Here is a 23,570-nt window from a genome sequence, read left to right on the forward strand (position 1 = left end):
AAAACTGAGGCTTGAGTTGGAAGCTTGACGGTAATTACTGGCGATAGCTGTGTAAGAAGCGCTCCAGGCGGCCGATGGCAATCTCAAGATCATCAACCCGCGGCAGGGTGACAATGCGGAAATGGTCCGGCTTTTTCCAGTTAAAACCGGTCCCGTGCACGATCAGTACTTTTTCCTGCTGCAGAAAATCCAGCGCCATGCGCTCATCGTTCACAATATTGAATTTCTTAGGATCAAGCTTAGGGAAAAGGTATAAGGCTCCCTTGGGTTTGACGCATGAAACTCCCGGTATCTGAGTGATCATTTCATAGGCTTTGTTTCGCTGTTCAAGCAGACGGCCACCGGGCAGGATCAGCTCGTTAATACTTTGATAGCCCCCAAGCGCGGTCTGAATTGCATGCTGCATTGGAACATTGGCGCACAAGCGCATGGATGCGAGCATATCCAGCCCTTCAATATACTCTTTCGCGAGATGCTTAGGGCCGGACAGCACCATCCAGCCTGCGCGGAAGCCGCAGACGCGATATGACTTTGACAGCCCGTTAAAGGTGACACAGAACACATCTTCTGCCAGCGGGGCAATAGAGGTATGTTGTGCCCCTTCGTATAAGATTTTGTCGTAGATTTCATCGGCAAAAATGATCAAATTATGCTTGCGGGCAATTTCGACCACTTCAAGCAGAAAATCACGGCTATACACGGCACCGGTCGGGTTGTTCGGGTTGATCAGTACTATCCCGCGGGTATTGGGGGTGATTTTCTTTTTAATATCGTCCAGATCCGGATACCAATCCGACGACTCATCACAAATGTAATGAACCGGATTACCGCCTGACAGCGATACCGCAGCGGTCCATAGCGGATAGTCGGGGGAGGGGATAAGGATTTCATCGTGGTTATCTAACAGCGCTTGCATTGTCATTACAATCAGCTCTGAAACGCCGTTACCGACGTAAACATCTTCTACATCGATATCAAGCAGCCCGCGTTTTTGATAATGCTGCACAATGGCTTTACGAGCAGGATAAATGCCTTTTGAGTCACAATAACCTTGTGAGGTCGGCAGGTTTCGGATCACATCGACCAGGATCTCATCGGGTGCATCAAAGCCGAACGGGGCGGGATTGCCGATATTTAGCTTTAAAATTTTATGGCCTTCTTCTTCCATGCGCTTGGCATGTTTAAGAACGGGGCCACGTATGTCATAACAAACATTATTCAGCTTGGAGGACATCCCGATATTGTGCATTTGGTTAACCTGAGAATTATTATGTAATACCAACAAATTACACTATAAAACCGTGCAAAAGAAAGCCCCTGCAGTAAAAAATCAGGTGAAACGATATTATATGTAATTAAATACTTTTTCAGGGAGTGTGATCTGCTACAGAACAGTTTTCCATGCGGGTAATAAGTAGGGTAGAATAGTCGATTCACTATGTGGTTATGCTATTTAACTAACATGAAGGTAGAACTGCGTGCCCAGTGAACGGCACATCTACAATCAGCCAGGGATGAGCCTTTATGGTGCTACAGAGCTGAGTGAGGTTACCTTGATTGCGCTACAAACTGCCATTGAAGTTTTAATCGATAAAATTCAACAAGCGTCAGATACAACCCAACGTTTGACGGTATCACTGGATTTACCAGCAAATACCGACCTGATTGATTGGATGGAATCCCAGCCGCTCTTCCCGAAATTCTACTGGCAGTCCCGTGATAGCCGTGAAGAGGTTGTTGCATTAGGTCAGGTCAAAACGTTTACCGACCCGATGGTCGCTGAGAAAGTGCTGTCTGATGATCAGCGAATTTGGGGCGGGCGTTCGTTTGACGGACGAACCCGTCGAAATCGTCGCTGCCTGTCTTCTTTTTTCTTCCTGCCACTGCTTGAAGTTATCCGTATCGATGGCAGCAGGCACCTAGCTGTTAACCTGCCTGCTGAGAAAGAGAAATTGTTGCTGGCTTTAGCGCAAGTTACTACCACAGCGAAAAAGATGCCGGGTATCCGCAGCACGATCATTGGCCGCACCGATACGCCTGATTTTTCCGGCTGGTCGACGATGATCAGTCAGGCGCTTGAAGCCATTTCGCAACAAGTCTTAGACAAAGTGGTGCTGGCCCGTCGTACGACGCTTCAGCTGGACACGCCCGTCGCACCAGCACAATTACTGAAAGCCAGCCGAGCCAGCAATAGCAACAGCTTCCACTTTATGATGGCGCTGGATGAGAAACACAGTTTTATCGGTTCGACGCCGGAGCGTTTGTTTTTACGCCATGATCGCGAACTAAAAACCGAGGCATTGGCGGGAACGGTAGGTCGCGGTCTGAATGCGGTGGAAGATAACCAGTTAGCCCAGTGGCTGATGGCCGACACGAAGAACCGTTACGAGAACCGCTTAGTGGTGGACGACATTGTCGGCCGTCTGGTTCCTTGCTGCGAATCTATGGATGTTGCGAAAGCACCGGAGCTGGTACGGTTACGTAAAGTGCAGCACATAAAACGCGGTATTGAGGTGCAATTAAACGAGCACGTCTCCAGTGCCGACCTACTCGATAACCTGCAGCCTACGGCGGCGATTGCCGGATTGCCTCGCGATCAGGCGCTGAGCTTCATTACCGAGCATGAACCGTTCGCACGCGGCTGGTATAGCGGTGCGGTGGGGTTTATCAGCCGTCAACGCAGTGAATTCTGTGTTGCCATTCGCAGTGCATTGATCATGGGCGAAGAAGTGCACGTTTTTGCCGGAGCCGGTATTGTTCCGGGATCAACCGCTGATAGCGAGTGGATGGAACTGGATCGTAAAACCGCCACATTATGCAGCTTGCTCGAATCGGATGAGCCGGAACTGGAGCGAGTATCTGCATGACTGAAGGGCTATTGACCTCGCACGCTTTGACCTTGGAAACATCGACCTTGGAAACACCGGCCTTGGAAGCTGAGCGCTTGGATATGAAACAACAGCAAGCGGCACTGAATAAGCTGTGGGCTGGCTTGATGTTAGAAGAGTTGGCCCGGCTGGGCGTTAAACATATCTGCATCGCACCCGGCTCTCGCTCGACGCCGTTAACGCTGGCGGCAGTCGATAACCGCCAGCTGACGATCCATCCTCATTTTGATGAACGTGGACTTGGCTTTCTGGCTTTAGGCTTAGCCAAGGCGACCCAGGAACCGGTCGCCGTTGTGGTGACGTCGGGAACGGCCGTCGCAAATTTACTGCCCGCGGTCGCAGAGGCCGGTTTGACCGGTGAGAAACTGGTGTTGCTGACATCTGACCGACCATTGGAGCTCATTCAGTGCGGGGCGAATCAGGCGATCCGCCAGTCAGGTATTTTTTCACAGCATGTGACCGCCTTTCATGATATCCCGTCGCCGACATTAGCGGTGTCTCCAGCCTGGCTGTTAACGACCATTGACGAAGCCATGCAGCAACAAAAGCTGCAGGGCAGTGCTGTCCACTTTAACTGTCACTATCCTGAACCACTCTATGGCGATGACGCTGATTTTACTGAATATCTTAGCCCGTTAGGAACCTGGCAGGGTGATGTTCAGCCTTATACCATGCACAGTCAGGCCGCCGGCCATCACATTTCGATTGATGCGTATAAATGGCAGTCGCTGACCGAGCGCAAAGGCATTGTGATTGCGGGCCGGTTAGAGCCCGAGGCGTTGCCAGCGGTCCAAGCATTGGCCGAAAAATTGGGCTGGCCATTATTGGTTGATCCTCAAGGCGGGGGCAGCAGCGACTGGGCGGGGTTTGATGTCTGGATGCAAAATGCTGAATGTCATAATTTTCTCAAGCAAGCCGACACCATCGTGCAATTTGGTGCCCGCCTGGTTTCTAAGCGCCTGCTGCAGTTAATCGACAATTCTGATTGGGAACAATACTGGCTGGTGGATCCGTTAGCCGGGCGGCTAGACCCCACTCATCGGCGTAGTCATCGTATTCAGGCAAATATTAAGCAGTGGGCGACGTTCGCGGCTGAGCAGTCACTAGCCAGTACTCATTCTGGTTGGGCTGAGCCGCTACAGCTCGCTTCCAGCCGCTACTTCGACATGCTAGCGGTGCACTGTTCAGAGCTTACCGAGATCACTCTTGCGGCGAATTTGCCCCGGTGGCTACCGGAGAGTACCGAGTTATTTCTCGGCAACAGCCTGATCGTTCGCCTGCTTGATATGTGTGGAAAATTGCCGCAGACCGCGACATTTTCCAACCGCGGCGCCTCGGGTATTGATGGTTTGATTGCGACAGCTGCCGGGGTATACAAAGCCAGGAAAGCGCCGCTGTTATGCCTGCTGGGGGATACGTCACTCTTGTATGATCTGAATTCATTGGCGTTACTTCGCGAGGTTTCACATCCTGTCGTGGTTCTGGTGACGAACAACGATGGTGGCGGGATCTTTGATTTGCTGCCGGTACCGGAGCAGCAGCGGGAGGATTTCTACCGAATGCCGCATGGGCTGGAGTTCAGTCATGCGGCGGCGATGTTCGGGTTAGGGTATTATTGTCCGGATTCGCTGGAACAGGCGGAGCAAATGTGTCGTCAGGCATTGAGCCAGAGCGGCCCGACGCTGATTGAAGTTAAGACCCCTCCGGGTCAGGCCGGACAGTTGTTAAAAGCGTTATTTGCCGAGATCAGAGATGCCTCTTTACTCTGAAAGCTATGGTGTCAGGCATGATCTTCGCTGGCCGCAACCCACCCTGGTGTTTCTGCACGGATTACTGGGATCCGGGCGGGACTGGCGCCATGTCATCAATGCGCTGTCCCCGCATTATTTCTGCCTGACCATTGATTTACCCGGACATGGTAACAGCCAGATGTTATCGGCGGCTGATTTTGTTCAGGTTAATCAGCTGATACACCAAACGCTGGCTCACCGCCATATCACCTCTTATGTGTTGATCGGCTATTCAATGGGCGCACGGCTGGCGATGTATCATGCCACTCACCCTTATCTTGAAAGCTCAGCCCGATTGGCCGGTATGATCCTGGAAGGTGGTCATTTCGGGCTGCCGCCAATAGAATGTGCCGCAAGATTTGCAAATGATGAAAAATGGGCGCAGCGTTTTACCCGTGAATCACTTGGCAAGGTTTTACCTGATTGGTATCAACAACCTGTCTTTTCGTCACTGAATCATGACCAAAGACAAAGTTTGATACTGAAACGGAGTGATAACCTTGGTTCCGGTGTTGCACGTATGCTGCTTGCTACATCCTTAGCAAAGCAGCCCCCGCTGCAAGAAAAATTAGCAGCACTATCCCTGCCCGTACTCTATGTCTGTGGCGAGCAGGACAGCAAATTCAGACGTCTGGTCGAGGGCACCGCATTCGATTATCGGGTGATCCCGTCGGCGGGACATAATGTGCATGTTGAACGGCCTCATGAGTTCAGCACGGTAATTAATAATTTTGTAAAACAGATTGGAATTAAACATGGCGAGAGTCATAAGGCAGGCTGAAACTATGCGTAGTGTTAAGTTGTATCAATACCAGTTACCCATGGATTCAGGCGTTATCTTACGCCATCAGCGTTTAGTCACTCGTGACGGCTGGGTTGTCGAATTACGTGATGGCGAAGCAGTCGGTTATGGTGAAATTGCACCATTGCCAGAGTTTAGCCGGGAAACAGTCCAGCAAGCCGGAGAACAAGCTCAGCAACTGCTGGAAGCCTGGATCGAGGGGGACAACCTTGATCTCTCTCAGGCATTTCCATCCGTTGCATTTGGTCTGAGCATGGCACAACTTGAACTCGCTGGCGGGTTGCCTGCTGAAGGCAACTATCTGGTGGCCCCGCTGTGTTCTGGCGATCCCGATGATCTGATTGTCCGACTGAATGAGATGCCCGGCGAGAAAGTGGCAAAAATAAAAGTGGGTATGTATGAAGCGGTCCGTGATGGGATCGTGGCTAACATGTTCATTGAAGCTATTCCGGAAATAAGATTGCGCTTAGATGCAAATCGCCAGTGGACACCGGTTAAGGCTCGGCAGTTTGCTAAATACGTGAAACCTGAGCACCGAGCAGGTATTGCCTTCCTGGAAGAGCCTTGTAAGACACCGGCTGACAGTCTGGCTTTTTCCCAGGAAACGGGTATTAACATCGCATGGGATGAAACCGTACGTGATGAAGGCTTTGAGGTAAAGGCTGAACCCGGCGTGGTGGCAATCATTATAAAGCCGACGCTGGTGGGCTCCGTACAACGCTGTATTGAGCTGGTCAGCCAGGCGCATGCCGCAGGCTTAACCGCGGTGATTAGCTCCAGCATAGAATCCAGCCTGGGTTTAAACCAGCTGGCACGGCTGGCAGCATGGCAAACGCCGGGGGTGATCCCGGGACTGGATACTATGCAGCTGTTTGCGGCTCAGCTGGAAACACCGTGGCCGGACAGTAATTTGCCGGTGACGTCTTTAGCAACACTTGAGGCGGTATGGCAGAAGTAAGTTACGACTTCGCCACATGGCCCTGGCAACATTGGGCATCAGAGCGGTCGTCAGCGACCGCTCTTTCGTTTGGCGAACAACACTTCAGCTGGGCTGAAGTTACGGCACGGGTTGACGAGTATGCACAATGCCTGCTTGAGCAGGGGGTCAAGCGTGATCAGTTGATTGCGGTTGTCGCCCCCAATTCGATTCAGGTTTTATGGCTGCTGCTGGCAACCTTGCGGGTAGGGGCACGGTATGTCGGGTTGAATCCTCGTCATACCGAGGTTGAGTTAAATGCCCAGCTTGATCAGTTACAGCATGATTTTATCTGGTATCCGGCAAAAACAGTACATCCGCTTATCTCGGGCCAGCGATTGTATTTACTGCCGCCGCAGAATCCCCGATTGGTTCCTGTAACCTGGCAGCCAACACGGCCGGCGACAATGACTTTTACCTCGGGCTCGACAGGAACACCGAAAGTGGCGGTCCATAGTGCAGGCAATCATTTAGCCAGTGCTGCCGGCCTGCTGGCGTGGATGGATTTCGCCCAGGATGATAGCTGGTTACTTTCACTGCCGTTATTCCATATTTCAGGTTTGGCGATAGTCTGGCGCTGGTTATACCGTGGTGGCAGGTTGGTTGTGGCACGGCCTGTCGACTTTGACAGGGCATTAACTCAGGTGACTCACGCCTCTCTGGTGCCGACCCAGTTACAGCGTTTTCTGGCATATCAGGAACGCGACCCCTCGGTAACTTTTAGGTTAAAAAAGGTACTGCTAGGTGGTACTGTTATCCCGATAAGCCTGACTGAACAGGCCGAGCTTTCCGGCATCAATTGCTGGTGTGGCTACGGTATGACGGAGATGGGATCGACTGTGACCGCGAAAAGGGCTGATGCCAGCGGCGGAGTCGGTGCGGTCATACCCAACCGTGAACTGACGTTGAAAAATGGCGAGATTTTCGTGCGCGGTGCAACCTTGGGCTTGGGCTATTACCGGAATAAAACAATATTTCCGGCCTGCGAAGGTGAATGGTTTGCAACCCGTGATTTAGGCGAATGGCGAAATGAAGAACTGCATATTATCGGGCGTGCCGACAATATGTTTATCTCCGGAGGCGAGAATATTCAGCCTGAAGACGTGGAACGGGTTTTACTGGCTCACCCTGATATCAGGCAGGCATTTGTGTTGCCGGTTGAAGACTCGGAATTTGGCCAGCGCCCGGTGGCCATTGTCGAGCCCGGATCGGTATTAACCGATGAGCTGGTCAATAACCTGCAAGCTTATATGGCAGAGCAGGTTGTGACGTTCAAGCGGCCAATTTGTTATTACCCGTTACCCGAAGGTTTTGCCAAATCAGGCATAAAAGTATCACGGGAAAAACTGAAACACTGGTTGATTTGCCAGCTTTGAGATTTAAGAGATACAAGCGAGTATTGGAGTATCGAGTGGCGAGAGACTAGGCTCTAGATACTCGATACTCGATACTCGATACTCGATACTCGATACTCGATACTCGATACTCGATACTCGATACTCGATACTCGATACTCGATACTCGATACTCGATACTCGATACTCGTCACTTCTTTACCGATTCTTTCCTCTAAGTGCCATTACTCGCTCCCGCAGTGTCGTACTGTTCGCTTCACTTGACGTGAGAGCGGATCCGGCAACAATATTGACTCTGGACCAGAAACGCTTGGGCTTTTTCAGCAGAGCACGGCCGCCTTCACGGCTGAATAAACTCCCCCACAGGCCTTGCAGGGCGACAGGAATAACCGGCACCGCTGAGTGCTTGATAATGATATCGATACCGCGTAGGAAAGGGCCGATTTCACCGTCATGGGTCAATTGACCTTCCGGAAAGACGCAAACAAGATCGCCATTGTCTAAATACTCTGAAACCTGACTGAAGGCGGTGCGGATTGACTTGCCATCAGAGGCATTGACCGGAATCACCTTACAGGCACGGCAGAAAGCACGGATCAGTGGAAGGTTATAAATATCCTGATCCATCAGGAAACGGATTGGACGGGGGCAGGCACCAGCCAGCAACAAGGCATCCATATAACTGACATGATTGCAGACAAGCAATGCGCCGCCTTGTTTAGGGATACTTGCCAGGTTGGTATGGGTGACTCGATACATAGTATGGGTCACCATCCATACCAGAAAGCGCCAGAAGAAGTCAGGAACCTGTATGTAGAGATAGAGAACAACACACAGGTTCATTACCGAGAGGACAAAGAAAAACTGCGGAATACTGAGGTCAAGGACCGACAAAAAGAGGATCGAAATAATTGCACTGGCAACCATAAACAACGCATTTAAGATATTGTTGGCTGCAATGATTTGCGCACGCTCACCTGCTTTAGCACGGTGTTGCATCATAGCGTAAAGCGGGACGATGAAAATACCGCCAGACACGCCAAGCATAGTTAAAGAAATGAAGACCCGGAATAATTCTGGCTGAGAGATAAATTCAGCAATACTTCGGGAAACAGGAATAATTTCAGGTGCAGCAAACAGCAGATCGGCGCCAAACAATGTAATGCCCAAACTGCCCAAAGGAACAATTCCGGGCTCAATGCGGTGACTAGAGAGGCGATCACAGAGCAGAGATCCGACCGCAATACCGATTGAAAACAGGGCCAACAGGAAAGAAACAGAAGCGGCGCCCCCCCCTAAATGCATTTTCGCGAAATTTGGAAACTGGGTCAGGTAACAGGCTCCGAGGAACCAAAACCAGCTGATGCCTAACACGCACAGGAAGATGGTCTTATCGTTTCTGGCAATGGCTAAAGTATGACGGGTCTGGCGGGCAGGTTGCCATTTAAAAACAAGATTCGGGTTGCTTGGCTTCGCTTCTGGTATCCAGCGCGATGTCAGATAGCCTAAGACCGCAAAACTGACCACACTGATCGCAGCGATGATGGGAGCATCCTTCTGATTCGCGATAACGCCTGCCAGCAGGGTGCCGAGTAAAATCGCCAGAAACGTTCCGGTTTCAACCAGCGCGTTCCCTGAGACTAATTCTTCTTTTTTCAGATGCTGGGGCAGCAGGGCATATTTAGCCGGCCCGAAAAAGGCAGACTGGCTTCCCATAAGAAATAGCAAAACCAGCAGCATCATGTAGCTTTCAGCGAGAAAAGCGACAGCGGCCAGCGCCATAATGATGATTTCGGCCATCTTAACGATACGCATGATCAGCGCTTTATCGTATTTATCCGCCAGTACTCCGGCAGAAGCTGAAAAAAGGAAGAAAGGCAGTATAAATACCCCCGCCGCCAGATTAATGATTAAATCTGAATCGAGGGGCAGGGTGCCGGGAGCGGCAAAAGCGATAAGAATGAGTAACACATTCTTATAGACATTGTCATTAAAAGCCCCAAGCGCCTGAGTGAGAAAATACGGTAAAAAACGCTGTTTAGTTAACAGTCGGGATTGGGGCTGTGTGCGCATTGAAAGCTCCGTTTATACGCGCCAGGAGTTGAGATAGGTATCCAATAAGTTATCGATGAGTACTTTGCCGTCAACAGGGGTTGAGGTGAAGAGTTTATCGTCAACGCTAAGCAGTGTGATACCGTGAACGCCAGCCCAAAGTACGCGGCTCGCTTCCATGATCTCTTTTTCAGATTTTTCCGGTGTGATTTGACGGATCAGTGCTTCCAGCATTCCGGTCATTTTATCGATACGTTCAGATTGCCACTCAGGCAGATCATCGCCGCTCATGGTATGTTGAAAAATTAGCTGCCAACGGTAGGGATGAGATGCCGCAAATTCCTGATAACAATACGCCAGTCTGCGCAGTGCGTCTTCAGGTGATGTTGCGTTTTTCATTTCGTTTGCGGCTTCAGCAAACAATTCATCTAATGTCTGAGCGACAGCATGAAGTAATAGCAGATTGTAGTTACCAAAAACGTTTACCAGGGTGCTAGGTACATAGCCAATCATTGCTGCGACTTTACGCAGGCTGAGCTCGTGGTGCGGATGCTCACTTAGAAAATTTTTCACCTGCTCCAGTGTCATACTTACCAACTCTTCACGAGTATGGTCATTTCGTCTTGCCATCGAAAAATACTCTTAATGGGTTATATTCTTGTTGCTAATCCGATGCCAAACCAAGGGATACTGGCTCAGATTTTTATAAATTGTTATAGAAAAACGTTCGATACTGTAGTTGTTCACAACCAAGATGGTCAAGGGAAAAGCCTGCGGTGTGCTAAATTACAGGCTTACTTGTGATAATTCTCTCACTTGTTAATCATAGTTGGAATATGCCAAGTGAAAAGTTTTAATTTATTCAATTATCTGGCGTTTTTCTCTGAATTTCTAATAGATATCTGTTCATTTAGGGTCCAGAAATCAACCAGAATACCAATCAGGAAAAAACCGAAAGTGCAGAGGTAGAGGATACCCGTTAGCCATTTTCCCATGTACATACGATGCACACCGAATACACCGAGAAAAGTCAGAAGCAGCCAGGAAACGTTATAATCCACTTCGCCAGCCTGAAAGCGTAAATCCGCTTCGCGATCCATTGACGGAATTAGGAACAGGTCAATCAGCCAGCCAATACCGCAAAGGCCTAAAGTCAGAAACCAGATTGTTCCCGTGACCGGTTTTCCATAGTAGAAGCGATGCGCACCGGTAAAGCCAAAAATCCACAGTAAATAGCCGATCAGTTTGCTATGTGTATCTTGCATGTTTCCACCTGTGAGTCTGTATTAGTTTGTCTAAGTCGCTTTTTATCAAAGACTAGACGATTGGACAATCAAATCTCTGTAAAGTGCCCGAGCGCCAAGGGCCTAGTATTTTCCAGTTTTGTCGATCTTCATTAATTTTCGTAACAATTTGAGACGTCTGTTTGATTGACTTTCTAAGGTAGCCCGATAGGATGCTCGGAGAATATGGCAAAGGTATATAAACTAATGAAACGTTTTTTTACTCTATTTACTCTGATTATTGCAGTGTCGTTTATGACTCCGCATGCTGAGGCAAAAAAATTCGGTGGCGGTAAGTCGTTTGGTAAAAGTTTCAAAACGGCTCCAGTACAAAAAAAACAGCCACAGCAAACTGATACGGTTGGCAAACAAAGCCCAACAGCTGCTCAATCGAGCAAAAAAGGCCTGATGGGAGGGCTGCTGGGTGGGCTTCTTGCCGGTGGTTTGCTTGCCGCTTTCTTCGGTGGAGCTTTTGAAGGCATTCAATTTATGGATATGTTGATCTTTGGATTGATTGCATTTGTTATCTTCAAACTGTTCCAGACTATGCGTGGCGCGAAAAGTACCCCTATGGGGCACCGCGAAGCTTATGCGGGTAATTCATCACAACGAAGCCAGCAGCAGTATCGCCAGGCACCTGAAGTGAGTGCGGCATCACAGCAAGCAGATACTGCGGCCGACTATGGTTCGACAGATAGCGATGTGCCGTTTAATCTGCCGCCAAACTTCAATATGAATGCATTTTTAAATGGCTCGCGTGATCATTACCGTGTTCTGCAAGGCGCATGGAATCATAACGAGCTTGAGAAAGTTCGCGAATACGTATCACCAGCCCTGTTTGCAGATCTTTGCGCTGAACGTGCCAAGCTTGATGGCGAGCAACAGACTGAAGTGATGTATGTCGACGCAGAGCTTGTTCGAGCAGATTACGATGCAAGCCTGGCGCAGCTAAGTATCAAGTTCTCTGGCCGTTATAAAGATCGCGCTGAAGGTGTCGAGGAAGATATCACTGATATCTGGCATCTGGAACGAGATCTACGGGCACCTGATGCGCCTTGGTTAATCGTCGGTATTCAGGCGTAAGAAATCAAAGTACCTATGTCGATATAGCTTTAAAACCGCTCGAAATGAGCGGTTTTTTATGATCTGTCGTGACGACTCTTATTGAAAAAGACTTCGAGAAGTCATGTGCTCTGACTAAAGTTCGGCATGGCTAAGCACTTGGAATATCAGTTGAATACTCTGTTGTTGCATACAGCAGGTATAAATATCCGAATATTTGAACTGGGTCGCTTTCTTGGCCGCAAAGATTGGAAGAGATTGATCTCATCACCTACTTTTATTCTTATCAGCCGCTAGTATTAAAACATCGGAAACAAACCAAGATTTAATTGGTCGTAATTTATAAAAGAGGTAACTATGCCGTATACTGCAGAACTTGTTGATGAAATGAACCTTCTCGTGAAATTTCCAATGCACAGCGATTTAGAAGGGATCAAAGTCCGCGGTGACGCAGCGCCTGAAATGGTAGCAGCAGCAAAACGTTTATTTGAGAAAGGGCTGGTCACTCAAGAGGACGGAGGTTATCTGACATTTTCTGGCCATCAGGCAGTTGAAAGTGCCAAAGCTACCCTGCGTATTCTGACGGGAACTGTCACTGTTTAATATGTGAACAGAGATTTAAACGTATTTCAAAATTCTGTTCTAACCGATAGGAAGCATGGCCTCAGGTCATGCTTTCAAGTTCTGAGATAACCTGTAGTGCCTCCTCGTTCGATGATCCGCAGACATCCGGGCAAGGTTTGAAATGATGGCATACCGGCGGACGTTCTGGTTTACCGAAAAGCTTACACAGGTTATTTTCATTTAACTGGATACAGCGAATCCCCGCGGGCTTTCCCTCTGGCATTCCCGGGATCGCAGAAGAGATACTAGGTGCAATACAGCACGCTCCACAGCCTAAACGACATTCCATAACCCACCTATACTTTATTAACCACTCGAAACGGGTGCGAAAGTTACCATTCAAACACTTCAGGGTCAAAAAATCGTGGATTAATACGGCCTAAATATTAATCCCCCACAGTGACTCCTGACCTTCGAACGGTATTAATTGCTTGCACTTTACCTGCGAGGCAGCTATAAAACCGCCTCCTTCTGCCATACAGGTTGAGGGTGGTCAAAGATAAGGTTGGTATCATGGCACGTTTTTGGGAAGAGAAAGGCTTAACGGCAATGACTGATCCGGAGTGGGAATCACTCTGTGATGGTTGTGGTAAGTGTTGTCTGCACAAGTTAATAGATGATGATACTGACGAGATTTATTTCACCAACGTAGCCTGTAGCTTGCTGGATAACAACACGTGCTCATGCAAAGACTACCCAAATCGTTTTGAATCCGGCGAAGAGTGTCTGAAATTGACTCGTGAACGCATTGATGAGTTTGTCTGGTTACCTGACACTTGCGCTTACCGCTTACTTGCCGAAGGGAAAGCGCTACCCGAGTGGCATCCTTTGATCTCCGGTTCAAAAGAAGCGATGCACCAAGCTGGCGAGTCAGTTCGCGATAAAGTGGTCTACGAAATCGAGGTGATCGATTGGGAAGACCACATCTTGAATCACCCCAATAGAATACCGGGCTAATACCAATCCGTATAACTGCGGGTAACCAGCTTTCTTGTCACGAGAAAGACTGTTCGAAACCGTATTAAACGACGAATGCCGCCATTTTGTCGCCACTATCATGGCGACAGTGGCGGCATTGTTATATCGGGCGTTCAGAGGCTTTTAGTTAACGCATCTTCAAAGTGGTTATCGCTTTTTCACTACCATATTGAGCAACAATAAGGTCACTACCGGAAAAATTGATGCGATCAGCATCCAGTTCCAGCCTTGGGTAAAGAGCACCATGCCGGCTCCTAGGGATCCTGTGGCCTGAAAGGCGGTGATAGAGAAATCATTGAGCGCCTGGACCTTAAAGCGTTCATTGGCACGGTAGGTACTGGGTAGCAAGGTGGTGCCGCTGATAAACAAGAAATTCCAGCCAATGCCCAGCAAAACTAATGCCCACCAGTAGCTATGAACACTGTTCCCGAGAAGGCCTATGATGATGCAGCTGATCATGATCAGACAACCGACATAGATCAGGCGGTAGGTACCGATATGCCTGATGAGAATAGGCGTAATGAGTGAGGGTAAATACATAGCCATAACGTGGCTCTGGATCACCCACTTAGCACTTTGGATATCATGACCATGGTGTTGCATTGCCAGTGGGGTGGCTGTCATTAAAAAGGCCATTACGGCATAGGCAGTCAGACTGGCGCCGGTAGCAAGCCATAACAGGGGTTGTTTTAACACCTGGGAGAAGGGGCGGTCGGTGCCGTTGGTTTTGAGGTCGTCCCTGATGCTGATGGGCTTCATTGCAATCAGCAAGATGGTTGCACCAATTAATTCGATGATCCCCAGTGCGTTGTAAGCATTGGCGTATTGAGACAAATAAATCGGAATGAATTGACCGATATTGAGTAGTTCCGGGCCCATCATGGCGGCCGCAATCCCTCCGACCAGCACCAAGCTGATCACACTGGGGTGTTGGCTGGGTGTTTTACAGCATTCAATGGCAGCAAAGCGGTACTGACCGACATAAGCTAACTGGGTACCGAGAAGGAAACAGCATAAGGCAAAGCCCCAGAACGACTCTTTTTCAATAGCTAAAGCGGCAGCAAAAGCGACAAAACCACTGATAATGGCGGCGCTAATGAAGGCATTTTTCCGTCCGAACTTGTGCTGAATTTTAGCCGATGGAAATATGTTTAATGACACCCCAACGATCAGAGCCGTTACCGGCAGAGTTGACAGCTCCGGGTTTGGTTGTAACTGAGCACCAATAATCCCACCGAGAAACACATTAAGGGCGCCGACCGATAAGACAAAAGGTTGGACTAAAGCCAGTAGCCAGGCATTCCAGGGTAGGGATTTCATAAACATCCGATAAAAAATTGTAAAGGATGAAGGTACCTACCTGAAGATGTTAATTCAACAAAATTAAGCCGCTTGATGGTGGTGAGCCTGTTGCAGAAGCGAAATAATTGGCGCGGCTTTGTTCAGACTGCGAATATCGGCAAATAGCACTTTGGCTTCAGGGTATTGATGGCGAAGATAAGCAAACCACTGTTTCACCCGATTCGGGTAGTAAAGCCCCTTATCGCCTTTAATTTCAAATTGAGAGTAGCGAAGTAGTAACTCGAGCACTTCACTCCATGTCATATGGTCTTCGTTGCGTTTCACCACGTTACACAGATTAGGCAGATTGAGGGCACCACGACAGACCATCAGGGAGTCTGTATTGGTGGCTTGCAGGCAGGCTTGACCATTTTGGTAATTCCAGACTTCACCATTAGCGATGATCGGAATGGTGATTTTTTCTTTGGTCTGGCGAATGTAATCCCACTTAATGGCATCGGCTTTATAGCCATCAACCTTGGTACGGGCATGAATAACGATTTCGTCGGCCCCTGCCTGCGCGACGGCATCGGCTATCTCAAAACAATGGTTGGGATCATCCCAGCCTAAGCGTACCTTGGCGGTGAGCGGTTTTGTCGGATGAACAGCACCGCGCACTGCTTTGACTATCTGATAGATCGACTCTGGATCTTTGAGCAATACGGCCCCGCCACGACTTTTGTTAACCGATTTTGCCGGGCAGCCAAAGTTAATATCAATGCCAGCAGAGCCTAAGGTAATCGCACGATAGGCATTTTCAGCCATCCATTGAGGTTCTTGTCCCAATAGCTGGACGCGAACGGGGGTGCCGGCAGCTGTTTTGCCGCCATTGTGCAGTTCTGGGCACAAGCGATAGAAAACACTATTCGGTAACAGACGATCTATGATGCGGATGAATTCAGTCACGCACAGATCATAGTCATTAATATCGGTTAGCATCTCTCGCATTAAATGGTCCAACACGCCTTCCATCGGACCCAATATGACTCGCATAACACCTCTCAACGTTTAATATCCATTCACATTACCATTTGGCCATCGTTAAGCGAATGGATAAAGGGTGCAAGATTTTAGTTCGGAATCGAGGTTTTGTCACCTGATCATGAGAAGGGCAGGCATTTAAGATGAGTGGTGGGTGTGTGGCTGTATCGATTTACCTGCAACAATTCTCACGCTGTGATTATCAACGCGCTTGTGCTCAAGGCTCAGTGCCAGCATGCTGCGAGCAACATCTTCTGCCGGGATGGGATTGAGGTGGGCCAGCGGACCGACTAGCAGCGGTTTAATTAGCGCAAAAATACGCTGGCTGATGATCTCACCGTGCCTTGGTTTCGATCGCTCTCCTTTCAATGGCCCGGGACGAACAAAGGTACAGCGGGAAAACCCCAGTTTGCTGAGCGCTTTTTCCATTTTCCCTTTGCTGCGTAAATAATGAGAGGGTGACCATGGGTGCGCAAACAAGCTGGAGATCACCACCAAGTTGGTCACTCCAAGTAATTGCATGGTCGTGGCAACGTCTTTGACCAGCTGAAAATCAACGGCTTCAAGGGCGGCGTTACTCCCGGCCTGTTTCTTTGTTGTTCCCAGGCAGATAAAGCCATAGGTCGGGGTAATATCGCTTTCATCCCAAGCAGTAATCCGCAGCTCAGGATGAATAATTTGTACTAACTTTTTGCTGTGAAAAGGAAGCTCGCGGCGAGAAAGGGAATAGACTCTCTGAAAGTGGTCATGTGCGAGCAGCAGATGAAGCAGCTCATCTCCGACTAAACCGCTGGCTCCGGCAATAATCGCACTTGCTTTTACCTGACTCATCAACGTTATTCCTCATAGCGGCATATATAAATGCGTTTAGTTTAATCGTTCTATTTGGTGGCAATCATCAGTTTGGCCTGTATCGCTATCAAACTTCAACAAAAAACATTGAAGAGTGTTGTTGAGTTGAAGACAACATGATCCCGTCGATATTTTTTGCAACGTATATTGTCAGGTGAGTTGGTATATAATCGTTCCATCTTCAGAATTGTTCGAAAACCGGAAAAGAAAATGACAGATTTAATGACACTACCAGCGGACTGGGAAGGAATGCCTGCAGCGTTTATTGAAGGCGCTTTACTGGCAGCCAATGCGAATCCTAAACCTCTGGAGCCAGAGACATGGTTGCCGGCGTTAATCAACGGTGGTGTGGTTGAAGATGAGCAAAGAGCGGTGACGGCAGAGCAGAAAAAGGCTGTATTAGGTCATTTTGAACAGCAGTACTGCTACATCAAAGCCGGTGAGTTCGAACTGCCAACAGCGCTGGAATGGGATGCGGAACAAGGCGTGACGGAGGCATTGAGTCATTTTGCCGAAGGGTTTATGGCTGTCTGGCCGACCATTGAGCCTAATTGGGCTGAGCAGACGATGTCTGACGGTACCATGCGTATGCTGTCAGCATTAATTACGACGTTGATGTTGTTGCTGGATGAAGAAGAAACGCGGGCTCAAATGAAAGAGGCTGGTGTGACAGGCATGCCGGCACTGTCCGATTTGTATTCTCAATTACCGTTGATGCTCACTGAAGTCGTGATGGCGGCAGATGAATTTCAGCAAGGCGCAGCAGCGCAGGCGGTAAATCCTTATAAAGAGATGAGCCGTAATGATCCTTGCCTGTGTGACAGCGGCAAAAAATTCAAACACTGCTGTGGCAAGTAATGTCTGAGCATTCTGCGACAGTACGTACCGTTCGCCACCAGGACAAACCCGTCATTATTGTCGTCGCGGGTGTGATTGAAAAAGAGGACCATTATCTGCTTGCCCAACGCTTTGAGCATGCAAGCCAAGGCGGTCTGTGGGAGTTTCCCGGTGGCAAAGTGGAAGCGGGCGAAACACCGGAACAAGCATTAGAGCGTGAGCTGTCAGAAGAGCTGGCGATACAGACAACCACCGGAAAGTGGTTGGCTGATAGTCTTTTTGATTATGGTGATAAGATCATTCACCTTAAAGGCTATATCAGTCATTGGCAATCTGGCGAGCTGCAGCTTCATAGCCATCAGGATGCAATCTGGGTTGATAAAGTGTCGATAGCGCAGTACGAGCTGTGTCCGGCGGATTACCCGATTGTCGAGGCGCTCACTCAAGGGGGGAGTGACTAGGTAAAAGGCGCGAGAGATAGAGGCGAGATCTCTTTTCTCGCCACTAGTAAGTTTAATCTTTTTTATCAAAAAACTGCGCAATAACAATCAACGCAAGTGCGATTAGATTCGCGGCAAAAATCACCACTAACCACTGTGGCATCGACTGGCCGAGGAAACTCCACACCACTTCACTGCAATCGCCATAGGCTTCGAACATCCATGGAGCCCATTGGTTGAGCGGTGCCCAGCTCGGAAACTGAACAAACAGATCACACGTCGCGAAAGGGGACGGGTTGAACTGATAATCGACATGCTGACGGGCTAGTTGTAATCCGATGAATGCGCTGTAGCCCCAGCCAGCCAGCCCTGCCCAGCGAAATATCGCATTCTGTGGTGCAATAAGACCGACAATAGCCGCAAAACCCATGCCCATCATCGCAACGCGTTCATAAATACACATCACACAAGGTCCAAGTTTCATTGCGTGCTGGAAGAACAGGGCACAAGCTTCAAAGAAGATAATGAACAGCAGCAGTAACAGCCATGATGTCCGATTTTTTGAAAATGTATTCAGAAATTGCATAGGATGATCTCTAAGCTAACTGGAATAAAGCAAAGCCCTGACTTATCAGGGCTTTGAAGTATTATATATGACTCTTATCTTCGCGAAAGATTCAATTAATGTCCAGCAGCAGGTGCGATAGCCGACACGGCTTCTGCTGTATGATGAGCTAGCCAGCCCATGTCGTAGAACCATGCGGTCATAGGTGCCAGCATAAACTCGATACCCGCGAGACCAACCAGTGCCAGAACAATGGTATAAGGCAGTGCCATATACACCATGCGGCCATACGACAGACGGATTAACGGAGCCAAAGCGGAGGTCAACGCGAAGAGGAAGGCCGCCTGACCGTTCGGGGTCGCCACTGACGGCAGGTTGGTACCGGTGTTAATCGCGACGGCCAGCATATCGAACTGGTCACGGGTGATCACACCGTTAACCAGCGCGGTTTTCACTTCGTTGATATAAACCGTACCGACGAAGACGTTATCTGACACCATCGACAGCAGGCCGTTGGCAATATAGAACATCGTCATCTGAGCGCTGCCTTCCAGACTCAGCACCATATTGATAATCGGCGCAAATAGGTGTTGGTCGATAATAACCGCGACAATCGAGAAGAAGACCGCGAGTAATGCGGTGAATGGCAGCGCTTCTTCAAACGCTTTGCCTAATGCATGCTCTTCGGTGATACCGGTAAAAGAGGTGGCGAAAATAATGACCGTCAGACCGATCAGGCCGACCGCGGCTAAGTGCAATGCTAATCCTATGATGAGCCATACCGCAATTAACGCCTGAACAGTCAGCTTAGCGTAGTCAATGTTGGTACGGTTTCTGCGCTCTTCGTTGTCAAAGTCAACCAGGATCTTACGGACATTTTCCGGCAGGCGAGTACCGTAGCCGCAAATCTGGAATTTTTCGACAAGCACGCAAGTAAGTAGACCGCAGATGAAAACAGGGACAGTGACGGGGGCCATGCGGATAATGAATTCACCAAACATCCAGCCCGCCTGATCGGCAATGATCAGGTTCTGAGGTTCACCGACCATGGTCATAACCCCACCCAACGCAGTACCAATACCCGCATGCATCAGCAGGCTGCGCAGGAATGAGCGGTAGTTCTCAAGGTCGTTACGGCTCACTTCGCGAATATGTAAATCGGTTGTGTGGTCGTGGGCTGAATGAGGCTCTTGCCCCGATGCGACCTTGTGGTAGATGCTATAGAAACCAATGGTCACACTAATTACAACAGCAATAACCGTCAGCGCATCAAGAAAAGCCGACAAAAAAGCAGCCATTACCACAAAGGAAAGCGACAACAGGGTTTTTGAGTGAATACCAATAAGAATTTTGGTAAAGATAAAAAGCAGCAACTGCTTCATAAAGTAAATACCCGCGACCATAAAGATCAGCAGTAGTATTACTTCGATGTTTGCAACCAGCTCATGTTTAACCTGAGCTGGGCTGGTCATACCGATAGCGACAGCTTCAATCGCCAGCAGACCACCGGGTTGTAATGGGTAGCACTTTAATGCCATGGCCAGAGTGAAGATAAATTCTATCACTAATAACCAACCCGCAACAAAAGGGTCGATGAGGAAAAAAACAACAGGGTTGATAATTAGAAATGCAATGATTGCAATTTTGTACCAATCAGGTGCCTTACCTAAAAAGTTCTTTATAAAGGCGTTCCCTAACGAAATAGCCATGCTTTGGATCTCTTGTAATGCGTAAATTAATGTATGAGCTGTGTGCTGTCATGCCTTTACAGTCTGAGATCGGGGTAACCATATAATTGCGGTATTGGTTAACGAGTCCTTCATGAACGTTTAAGCTAAAAACCATAACCGGGTAACAGATACGGGCAGGATGGTGTTTAACTTAAAGCAGGTAGCAGCTTCCGTTTAGCTCCCAGTATTTATTTGGTGCTAACTGTACAGTTAGATCTGGCTCAGTCAAGTCGTGAGATATGAAATGTTAGTTTTAGTAACATTTCATCTCAAAACGGGAGTTATGATGTGCCAGAATACCAGTAGTGCAATTTACCGTTAAAATTGTAAGCAAATGTTGCGCAATATCAAACTTAGCAGCCTAACTTGAATTCAATATATGGATCATTTTTCACCGCGGTTTCGTCTATTGCAGAACTGGTGGTATGATGAGTTCATAAAATATAAGCAAGAAGCAAATTGGAAAAGTAATTAGATGGTTATAAAGGCTGATAGCCCAGCAACATTTGCTGAGAAGTACATCATTGAAAGTATCTGGAATGGTCACTTCCCTCAGGGCTCTATTCTTCCTGCTGAACGTGAATTATCAGAACTGATTGGCGTAACTCGTACCACATTGCGAGAGGTGTTGCAGCGCTTGGCACGTGATGGCTGGCTGACCATTCAGCATGGTAAGCCTACCCGGGTAAATAATTACATGGAGACCTCAGGTCTGAGTATTCTTGATACTTTGATCACCCTGGACGGTCAGGATGTTCAGAGCGTTCTTGAAGATCTGCTGTCTGCTCGTACCGATATCAGTAGTGTTTACATGCGCTATGCGATCAAAGGTAATAGCGAGGAATCCAGTAAGCTACTTGATTATGTTATTGATTCTTGTGAAAAACTTCTCGAGGCTGATAGCTTCATCGACTTTATCGAAAGCCGAAATGAAAAAATCGAGCTGATGCAAGAAGTAAAAAAAATCAATGATAAGTACGCGAAAGATCAACCTGAATTGTGTGAAGCAATTTGCAGGGCGCGTGCTTTTAATTACTTTGACTACCAGATGTTCCAGGGCATGGCCGGAAAGTCGGGTAATACCTTATATGTGCTAACCATTAATGGTCTGCGTAAGATCTATACCCGTGTTGGTGGTTACTACTTCATGAGTTCAGAAGCTTGCCAGTTAGCACTGGATTTCTACCGCGATATAAAATCATACTGTGATAATAATCAGCCGGAACTTGTCGCTGATCGTATTAAGAAGTATGGCCGCGACAGTGGTGCGATTTGGTACAGTAATCGCGTTGATATTGCGCGTTATTTGTACGAAGAAGAACAATGATGTATTAGGGGCGAGTATCTCGATACGAATTTCTAGATACTAGAGTCGAGTCAAAGCGATTCATAGAATTGAAGCCCTAATAAACAGATAGAAATGGAGAGGCATTGCCTCTCCATTTTGTTGTCATAATTCTCAATTCTCAACCTTATATTTCCGTATTGTATTGGTTACGTTTCGGGCAGGTTGCTAGAATTTGGGTTCTGCCATCAGGCATCTCTTCTTCTAGCGTGACGTCAAACCCCCATATCCGATGCAAGTGTTTGATCACCTCATGGTAGCTGTCAGCCAGTGGCACGCGATTATGTGGTATGTACCTCAGGGTCAGCGAGCGGTCACCTTTCAAAGCCACATTCCAGACCTGAATATTCGGTTCGTGATTACTGAGGTTATATTGGGAAGAGAGCTTCTCGCGAATGGCCTGATACCCTTCATCGTTATGAATAGCATCTACTTCGACGTAGTTATGCCGATCATCATCATTCACCGCAAAGAGCTTGAAGTCCCGTATCACTTTAGGTGATAAAAACTGACTGATAAAACTTTCATCTTTGAAGTTTTCCATCGCAAAGTGAACCGTTTCTAACCAATCCTTTCCGGCAATATTAGGAAACCACTGTTTGTCCTCTTCGGTGGGGGTTTCACAGATCCGACGAATATCCTGGAACATGGCAAACCCGAGAGCATACGGGTTAATACCACTGTAATGAGGACTGTTGTATTCAGGCTGTGCCACCACATTGGTATGACTGTGAAGAAATTCCATAATGAAACGATCGGTCACTAAGCCTTCGTCATACAGGTGGTTGAGAATGGTGTAGTGCCAGAAGGTAGCCCAGCCTTCATTCATTACCTGGGTTTGCTTCTGTGGGTAAAAGTATTGGCTGATTTTACGTACAATACGTATGATCTCGCGCTGCCAGGGCTCCAGCAAAGGTGCATGCTTTTCGAAGAAATAGAGAATATTTTCTTGTGGCTCTGAGGGGAAACGTATTTCCTCTGACTGACTTTGTTTCTCTTCCTGGCTGGGAATGGTACGCCACAGCGCATTAACCTGAGTTTGCAGATAGTCTTCACGTGCTTTTTGGCGTGCAGTTTCTTCCACTAATGAGATTTTTTGTGGACGTTTATAGCGGTCGACGCCGTAGTTCATCAAGGCATGACAAGAGTCGAGCAGTCTTTCGACGTTTTCCACGCCGTGCTTTTCCTCACATTCGGTGATGTACTTCCGGGCAAATAATAAGTAGTCAATGATTGAGCTGGCATCAGTCCACGTTTTGAATAAATAATTGCCTTTAAAGAAGGAGTTGTGACCATAGCAAGCATGCGCCATGACCAGCGCCTGCATTGTAATGGTATTTTCTTCCATTAAATAAGCGATACATGGGTTGGAGTTAATGACTATTTCATAAGCGAGCCCCATCTGACCATGCTTGTAGCCACGTTCTGTTTCAATAAAGCGTTTACCAAATGACCAGTGATGGTAATTGATTGGCATACCGATGCTTGAGTACGCATCCATCATTTGCTCTGCGGTGATGATCTCAATCTGATTTGGATAGGCATCCAGCCTATAGTGCTTGGCAACGCGGATAATTTCCCGGTGATATTGCTCAAGCAGGTCAAATGTCCAATCAGGACCATCACTGAGTGTTTTTGTCTTTGTAACCATATAACACACTCCCCCTAA

Annotated in this window: 22 protein-coding genes; 11 read left to right on the plus strand and 11 right to left on the minus strand. The window is 48.2% G+C overall.

Features of this window, described 5'->3' with window-relative positions; translation table 11 throughout:
* Positions 1-34: 34 nt before the first annotated feature.
* On the minus strand, positions 35-1,249 hold the full coding sequence (locus tag AC2204_RS15485; protein WP_318926580.1) for a pyridoxal phosphate-dependent aminotransferase: 1,215 nt from the start codon (positions 1,247-1,249) through the stop codon (positions 35-37).
* 265 nt (positions 1,250-1,514) lie between these two features.
* On the opposite strand from AC2204_RS15485, the gene AC2204_RS15490 reads away from it, so the two are divergent.
* The 5 genes from AC2204_RS15490 (at position 1,515) to menE (ending at position 7,832) form a co-directional block, all read left to right on the plus strand.
* Positions 1,515-2,867: an isochorismate synthase gene (locus tag AC2204_RS15490; RefSeq protein WP_318926643.1), complete on the plus strand. Its 1,353-nt coding sequence runs from the start codon at positions 1,515-1,517 to the stop codon at positions 2,865-2,867.
* 83 nt (positions 2,868-2,950) lie between these two features.
* Positions 2,951-4,657 carry a 2-succinyl-5-enolpyruvyl-6-hydroxy-3-cyclohexene-1-carboxylic-acid synthase gene (menD, locus tag AC2204_RS15495; RefSeq protein WP_318926644.1) on the plus strand — a complete coding sequence of 569 codons (1,707 nt, stop codon included), beginning with the start codon at positions 2,951-2,953 and terminating at the stop codon, positions 4,655-4,657.
* Complete coding sequence (menH, locus tag AC2204_RS15500; protein ID WP_318926581.1) at positions 4,641-5,459, plus strand: 2-succinyl-6-hydroxy-2,4-cyclohexadiene-1-carboxylate synthase; 819 nt, start codon at positions 4,641-4,643, stop codon at positions 5,457-5,459. Before menD ends, menH begins: the two co-directional genes overlap by 17 nt.
* Positions 5,460-5,463: 4 nt before the next feature.
* Positions 5,464-6,438, plus strand: a complete 975-nt coding sequence (gene menC, locus AC2204_RS15505; RefSeq protein WP_318926645.1) for an o-succinylbenzoate synthase — start codon at positions 5,464-5,466, stop codon at positions 6,436-6,438.
* Entirely contained in the window at positions 6,426-7,832 is a 1,407-nt protein-coding gene (gene menE / locus AC2204_RS15510) for an o-succinylbenzoate--CoA ligase (RefSeq protein ID WP_318926582.1), read from the plus strand. The genes menC and menE overlap by 13 nt, the downstream gene beginning before the upstream one ends.
* Before the next feature lie 177 nt (positions 7,833-8,009).
* Here the strand turns inward: menE and AC2204_RS15515 are convergent, their stop codons facing one another.
* The 3 genes from AC2204_RS15515 to AC2204_RS15525 form a co-directional block, all read right to left on the minus strand.
* Complete coding sequence (locus AC2204_RS15515; protein WP_318926583.1) at positions 8,010-9,884, minus strand: MFS transporter; 1,875 nt, start codon at positions 9,882-9,884, stop codon at positions 8,010-8,012.
* 12 nt (positions 9,885-9,896) lie between these two features.
* Positions 9,897-10,493 carry a TetR/AcrR family transcriptional regulator gene (locus AC2204_RS15520; RefSeq protein ID WP_318926584.1) on the minus strand — a complete coding sequence of 199 codons (597 nt, stop codon included), beginning with the start codon at positions 10,491-10,493 and terminating at the stop codon, positions 9,897-9,899.
* Positions 10,494-10,729: 236 nt separating this feature from the next.
* Positions 10,730-11,128, minus strand: a complete 399-nt coding sequence (locus AC2204_RS15525; RefSeq protein ID WP_318926585.1) for a TM2 domain-containing protein — start codon at positions 11,126-11,128, stop codon at positions 10,730-10,732.
* 225 nt (positions 11,129-11,353) lie between these two features.
* Here AC2204_RS15525 and AC2204_RS15530 point away from each other — a divergent pair, with 225 nt between their 5' ends.
* Complete coding sequence (locus AC2204_RS15530; RefSeq protein ID WP_318926586.1) at positions 11,354-12,229, plus strand: Tim44 domain-containing protein; 876 nt, start codon at positions 11,354-11,356, stop codon at positions 12,227-12,229.
* 336 nt (positions 12,230-12,565) lie between these two features.
* A complete protein-coding gene (locus tag AC2204_RS15535) occupies positions 12,566-12,811 on the plus strand; it encodes a TIGR02647 family protein (protein ID WP_318926587.1) in 246 nt (81 codons plus the stop codon).
* 61 nt (positions 12,812-12,872) lie between these two features.
* On the opposite strand, the gene AC2204_RS15540 is transcribed toward AC2204_RS15535, so the two are convergent.
* Positions 12,873-13,121: a YkgJ family cysteine cluster protein gene (locus AC2204_RS15540; RefSeq protein ID WP_318926588.1), complete on the minus strand. Its 249-nt coding sequence runs from the start codon at positions 13,119-13,121 to the stop codon at positions 12,873-12,875.
* A 224-nt stretch (positions 13,122-13,345) separates the two neighbouring features.
* On the opposite strand from AC2204_RS15540, the gene AC2204_RS15545 reads away from it, so the two are divergent.
* Positions 13,346-13,789 (plus strand): YcgN family cysteine cluster protein, encoded by a 444-nt coding sequence (locus AC2204_RS15545; RefSeq protein WP_318926589.1) that lies wholly within the window; start codon positions 13,346-13,348, stop codon positions 13,787-13,789.
* A 168-nt stretch (positions 13,790-13,957) separates the two neighbouring features.
* On the opposite strand, the gene AC2204_RS15550 is transcribed toward AC2204_RS15545, so the two are convergent.
* The 3 genes from AC2204_RS15550 to AC2204_RS15560 form a co-directional block, all read right to left on the minus strand.
* On the minus strand, positions 13,958-15,130 hold the full coding sequence (locus AC2204_RS15550; protein WP_318926590.1) for an MFS transporter: 1,173 nt from the start codon (positions 15,128-15,130) through the stop codon (positions 13,958-13,960).
* A gap of 63 nt (positions 15,131-15,193) precedes the next feature.
* Entirely contained in the window at positions 15,194-16,144 is a 951-nt protein-coding gene (gene dusC, locus AC2204_RS15555) for a tRNA dihydrouridine(16) synthase DusC (protein ID WP_318926591.1), read from the minus strand.
* 126 nt (positions 16,145-16,270) lie between these two features.
* Positions 16,271-16,963 (minus strand): NAD-dependent epimerase/dehydratase family protein, encoded by a 693-nt coding sequence (locus tag AC2204_RS15560; RefSeq protein WP_318926592.1) that lies wholly within the window; start codon positions 16,961-16,963, stop codon positions 16,271-16,273.
* A 231-nt stretch (positions 16,964-17,194) separates the two neighbouring features.
* Here AC2204_RS15560 and AC2204_RS15565 point away from each other — a divergent pair, with 231 nt between their 5' ends.
* On the plus strand, positions 17,195-17,842 hold the full coding sequence (locus tag AC2204_RS15565; protein ID WP_318926593.1) for a YecA/YgfB family protein: 648 nt from the start codon (positions 17,195-17,197) through the stop codon (positions 17,840-17,842).
* Positions 17,842-18,282: a (deoxy)nucleoside triphosphate pyrophosphohydrolase gene (locus AC2204_RS15570; protein WP_318926594.1), complete on the plus strand. Its 441-nt coding sequence runs from the start codon at positions 17,842-17,844 to the stop codon at positions 18,280-18,282. Before AC2204_RS15565 ends, AC2204_RS15570 begins: the two co-directional genes overlap by 1 nt.
* 52 nt (positions 18,283-18,334) lie before the next feature.
* On the opposite strand, the gene dsbB is transcribed toward AC2204_RS15570, so the two are convergent.
* Positions 18,335-18,847 (minus strand): disulfide bond formation protein DsbB, encoded by a 513-nt coding sequence (dsbB, locus tag AC2204_RS15575; protein ID WP_318926595.1) that lies wholly within the window; start codon positions 18,845-18,847, stop codon positions 18,335-18,337.
* A 95-nt stretch (positions 18,848-18,942) separates the two neighbouring features.
* Positions 18,943-20,535 (minus strand): Na(+)/H(+) antiporter NhaB, encoded by a 1,593-nt coding sequence (gene nhaB / locus AC2204_RS15580; RefSeq protein WP_318926596.1) that lies wholly within the window; start codon positions 20,533-20,535, stop codon positions 18,943-18,945.
* A 496-nt stretch (positions 20,536-21,031) separates the two neighbouring features.
* Here nhaB and fadR point away from each other — a divergent pair, with 496 nt between their 5' ends.
* The gene (fadR, locus tag AC2204_RS15585) at positions 21,032-21,883 is read left to right on the plus strand and encodes a fatty acid metabolism transcriptional regulator FadR (protein WP_318926597.1); all 852 of its coding nucleotides are present in this window, start codon (positions 21,032-21,034) and stop codon (positions 21,881-21,883) included.
* Between the two features lie 145 nt (positions 21,884-22,028).
* On the opposite strand, the gene AC2204_RS15590 is transcribed toward fadR, so the two are convergent.
* Entirely contained in the window at positions 22,029-23,552 is a 1,524-nt protein-coding gene (locus tag AC2204_RS15590) for a SpoVR family protein (RefSeq protein ID WP_318926598.1), read from the minus strand.
* Positions 23,553-23,570: the final 18 nt, after the last annotated feature.

It is taken from the genome of Photobacterium sp. (assembly GCF_057456235.1).

Bases quoted from the DNA above. Each gene is read 5' to 3' on its own strand.
- AC2204_RS15485 (WP_318926580.1), bottom strand. From the start codon at position 1,249: ATGCACAATATCGGGATGTCCTCCAAGCTGAATAATGTTTGTTATGAC.
- AC2204_RS15540 (WP_318926588.1), bottom strand. From the start codon at position 13,121: ATGGAATGTCGTTTAGGCTGTGGAGCGTGCTGTATTGCACCTAGTATC.
- menD (WP_318926644.1), top strand. From the start codon at position 2,951: ATGAAACAACAGCAAGCGGCACTGAATAAGCTGTGGGCTGGCTTGATG.
- AC2204_RS15565 (WP_318926593.1), top strand. From the start codon at position 17,195: ATGACAGATTTAATGACACTACCAGCGGACTGGGAAGGAATGCCTGCA.
- AC2204_RS15525 (WP_318926585.1), bottom strand. From the start codon at position 11,128: ATGCAAGATACACATAGCAAACTGATCGGCTATTTACTGTGGATTTTT.
- menC (WP_318926645.1), top strand. From the start codon at position 5,464: ATGCGTAGTGTTAAGTTGTATCAATACCAGTTACCCATGGATTCAGGC.
- fadR (WP_318926597.1), top strand. From the start codon at position 21,032: ATGGTTATAAAGGCTGATAGCCCAGCAACATTTGCTGAGAAGTACATC.
- AC2204_RS15560 (WP_318926592.1), bottom strand. From the start codon at position 16,963: ATGAGTCAGGTAAAAGCAAGTGCGATTATTGCCGGAGCCAGCGGTTTA.
- dsbB (WP_318926595.1), bottom strand. From the start codon at position 18,847: ATGCAATTTCTGAATACATTTTCAAAAAATCGGACATCATGGCTGTTA.
- AC2204_RS15530 (WP_318926586.1), top strand. From the start codon at position 11,354: ATGAAACGTTTTTTTACTCTATTTACTCTGATTATTGCAGTGTCGTTT.
- AC2204_RS15545 (WP_318926589.1), top strand. From the start codon at position 13,346: ATGGCACGTTTTTGGGAAGAGAAAGGCTTAACGGCAATGACTGATCCG.
- AC2204_RS15515 (WP_318926583.1), bottom strand. From the start codon at position 9,884: ATGCGCACACAGCCCCAATCCCGACTGTTAACTAAACAGCGTTTTTTA.
- AC2204_RS15490 (WP_318926643.1), top strand. From the start codon at position 1,515: ATGAGCCTTTATGGTGCTACAGAGCTGAGTGAGGTTACCTTGATTGCG.
- dusC (WP_318926591.1), bottom strand. From the start codon at position 16,144: ATGCGAGTCATATTGGGTCCGATGGAAGGCGTGTTGGACCATTTAATG.
- AC2204_RS15550 (WP_318926590.1), bottom strand. From the start codon at position 15,130: ATGAAATCCCTACCCTGGAATGCCTGGCTACTGGCTTTAGTCCAACCT.
- AC2204_RS15535 (WP_318926587.1), top strand. From the start codon at position 12,566: ATGCCGTATACTGCAGAACTTGTTGATGAAATGAACCTTCTCGTGAAA.
- AC2204_RS15520 (WP_318926584.1), bottom strand. From the start codon at position 10,493: ATGGCAAGACGAAATGACCATACTCGTGAAGAGTTGGTAAGTATGACA.
- AC2204_RS15590 (WP_318926598.1), bottom strand. From the start codon at position 23,552: ATGGTTACAAAGACAAAAACACTCAGTGATGGTCCTGATTGGACATTT.
- nhaB (WP_318926596.1), bottom strand. From the start codon at position 20,535: ATGGCTATTTCGTTAGGGAACGCCTTTATAAAGAACTTTTTAGGTAAG.
- menH (WP_318926581.1), top strand. From the start codon at position 4,641: ATGCCTCTTTACTCTGAAAGCTATGGTGTCAGGCATGATCTTCGCTGG.
- menE (WP_318926582.1), top strand. From the start codon at position 6,426: ATGGCAGAAGTAAGTTACGACTTCGCCACATGGCCCTGGCAACATTGG.
- AC2204_RS15570 (WP_318926594.1), top strand. From the start codon at position 17,842: ATGTCTGAGCATTCTGCGACAGTACGTACCGTTCGCCACCAGGACAAA.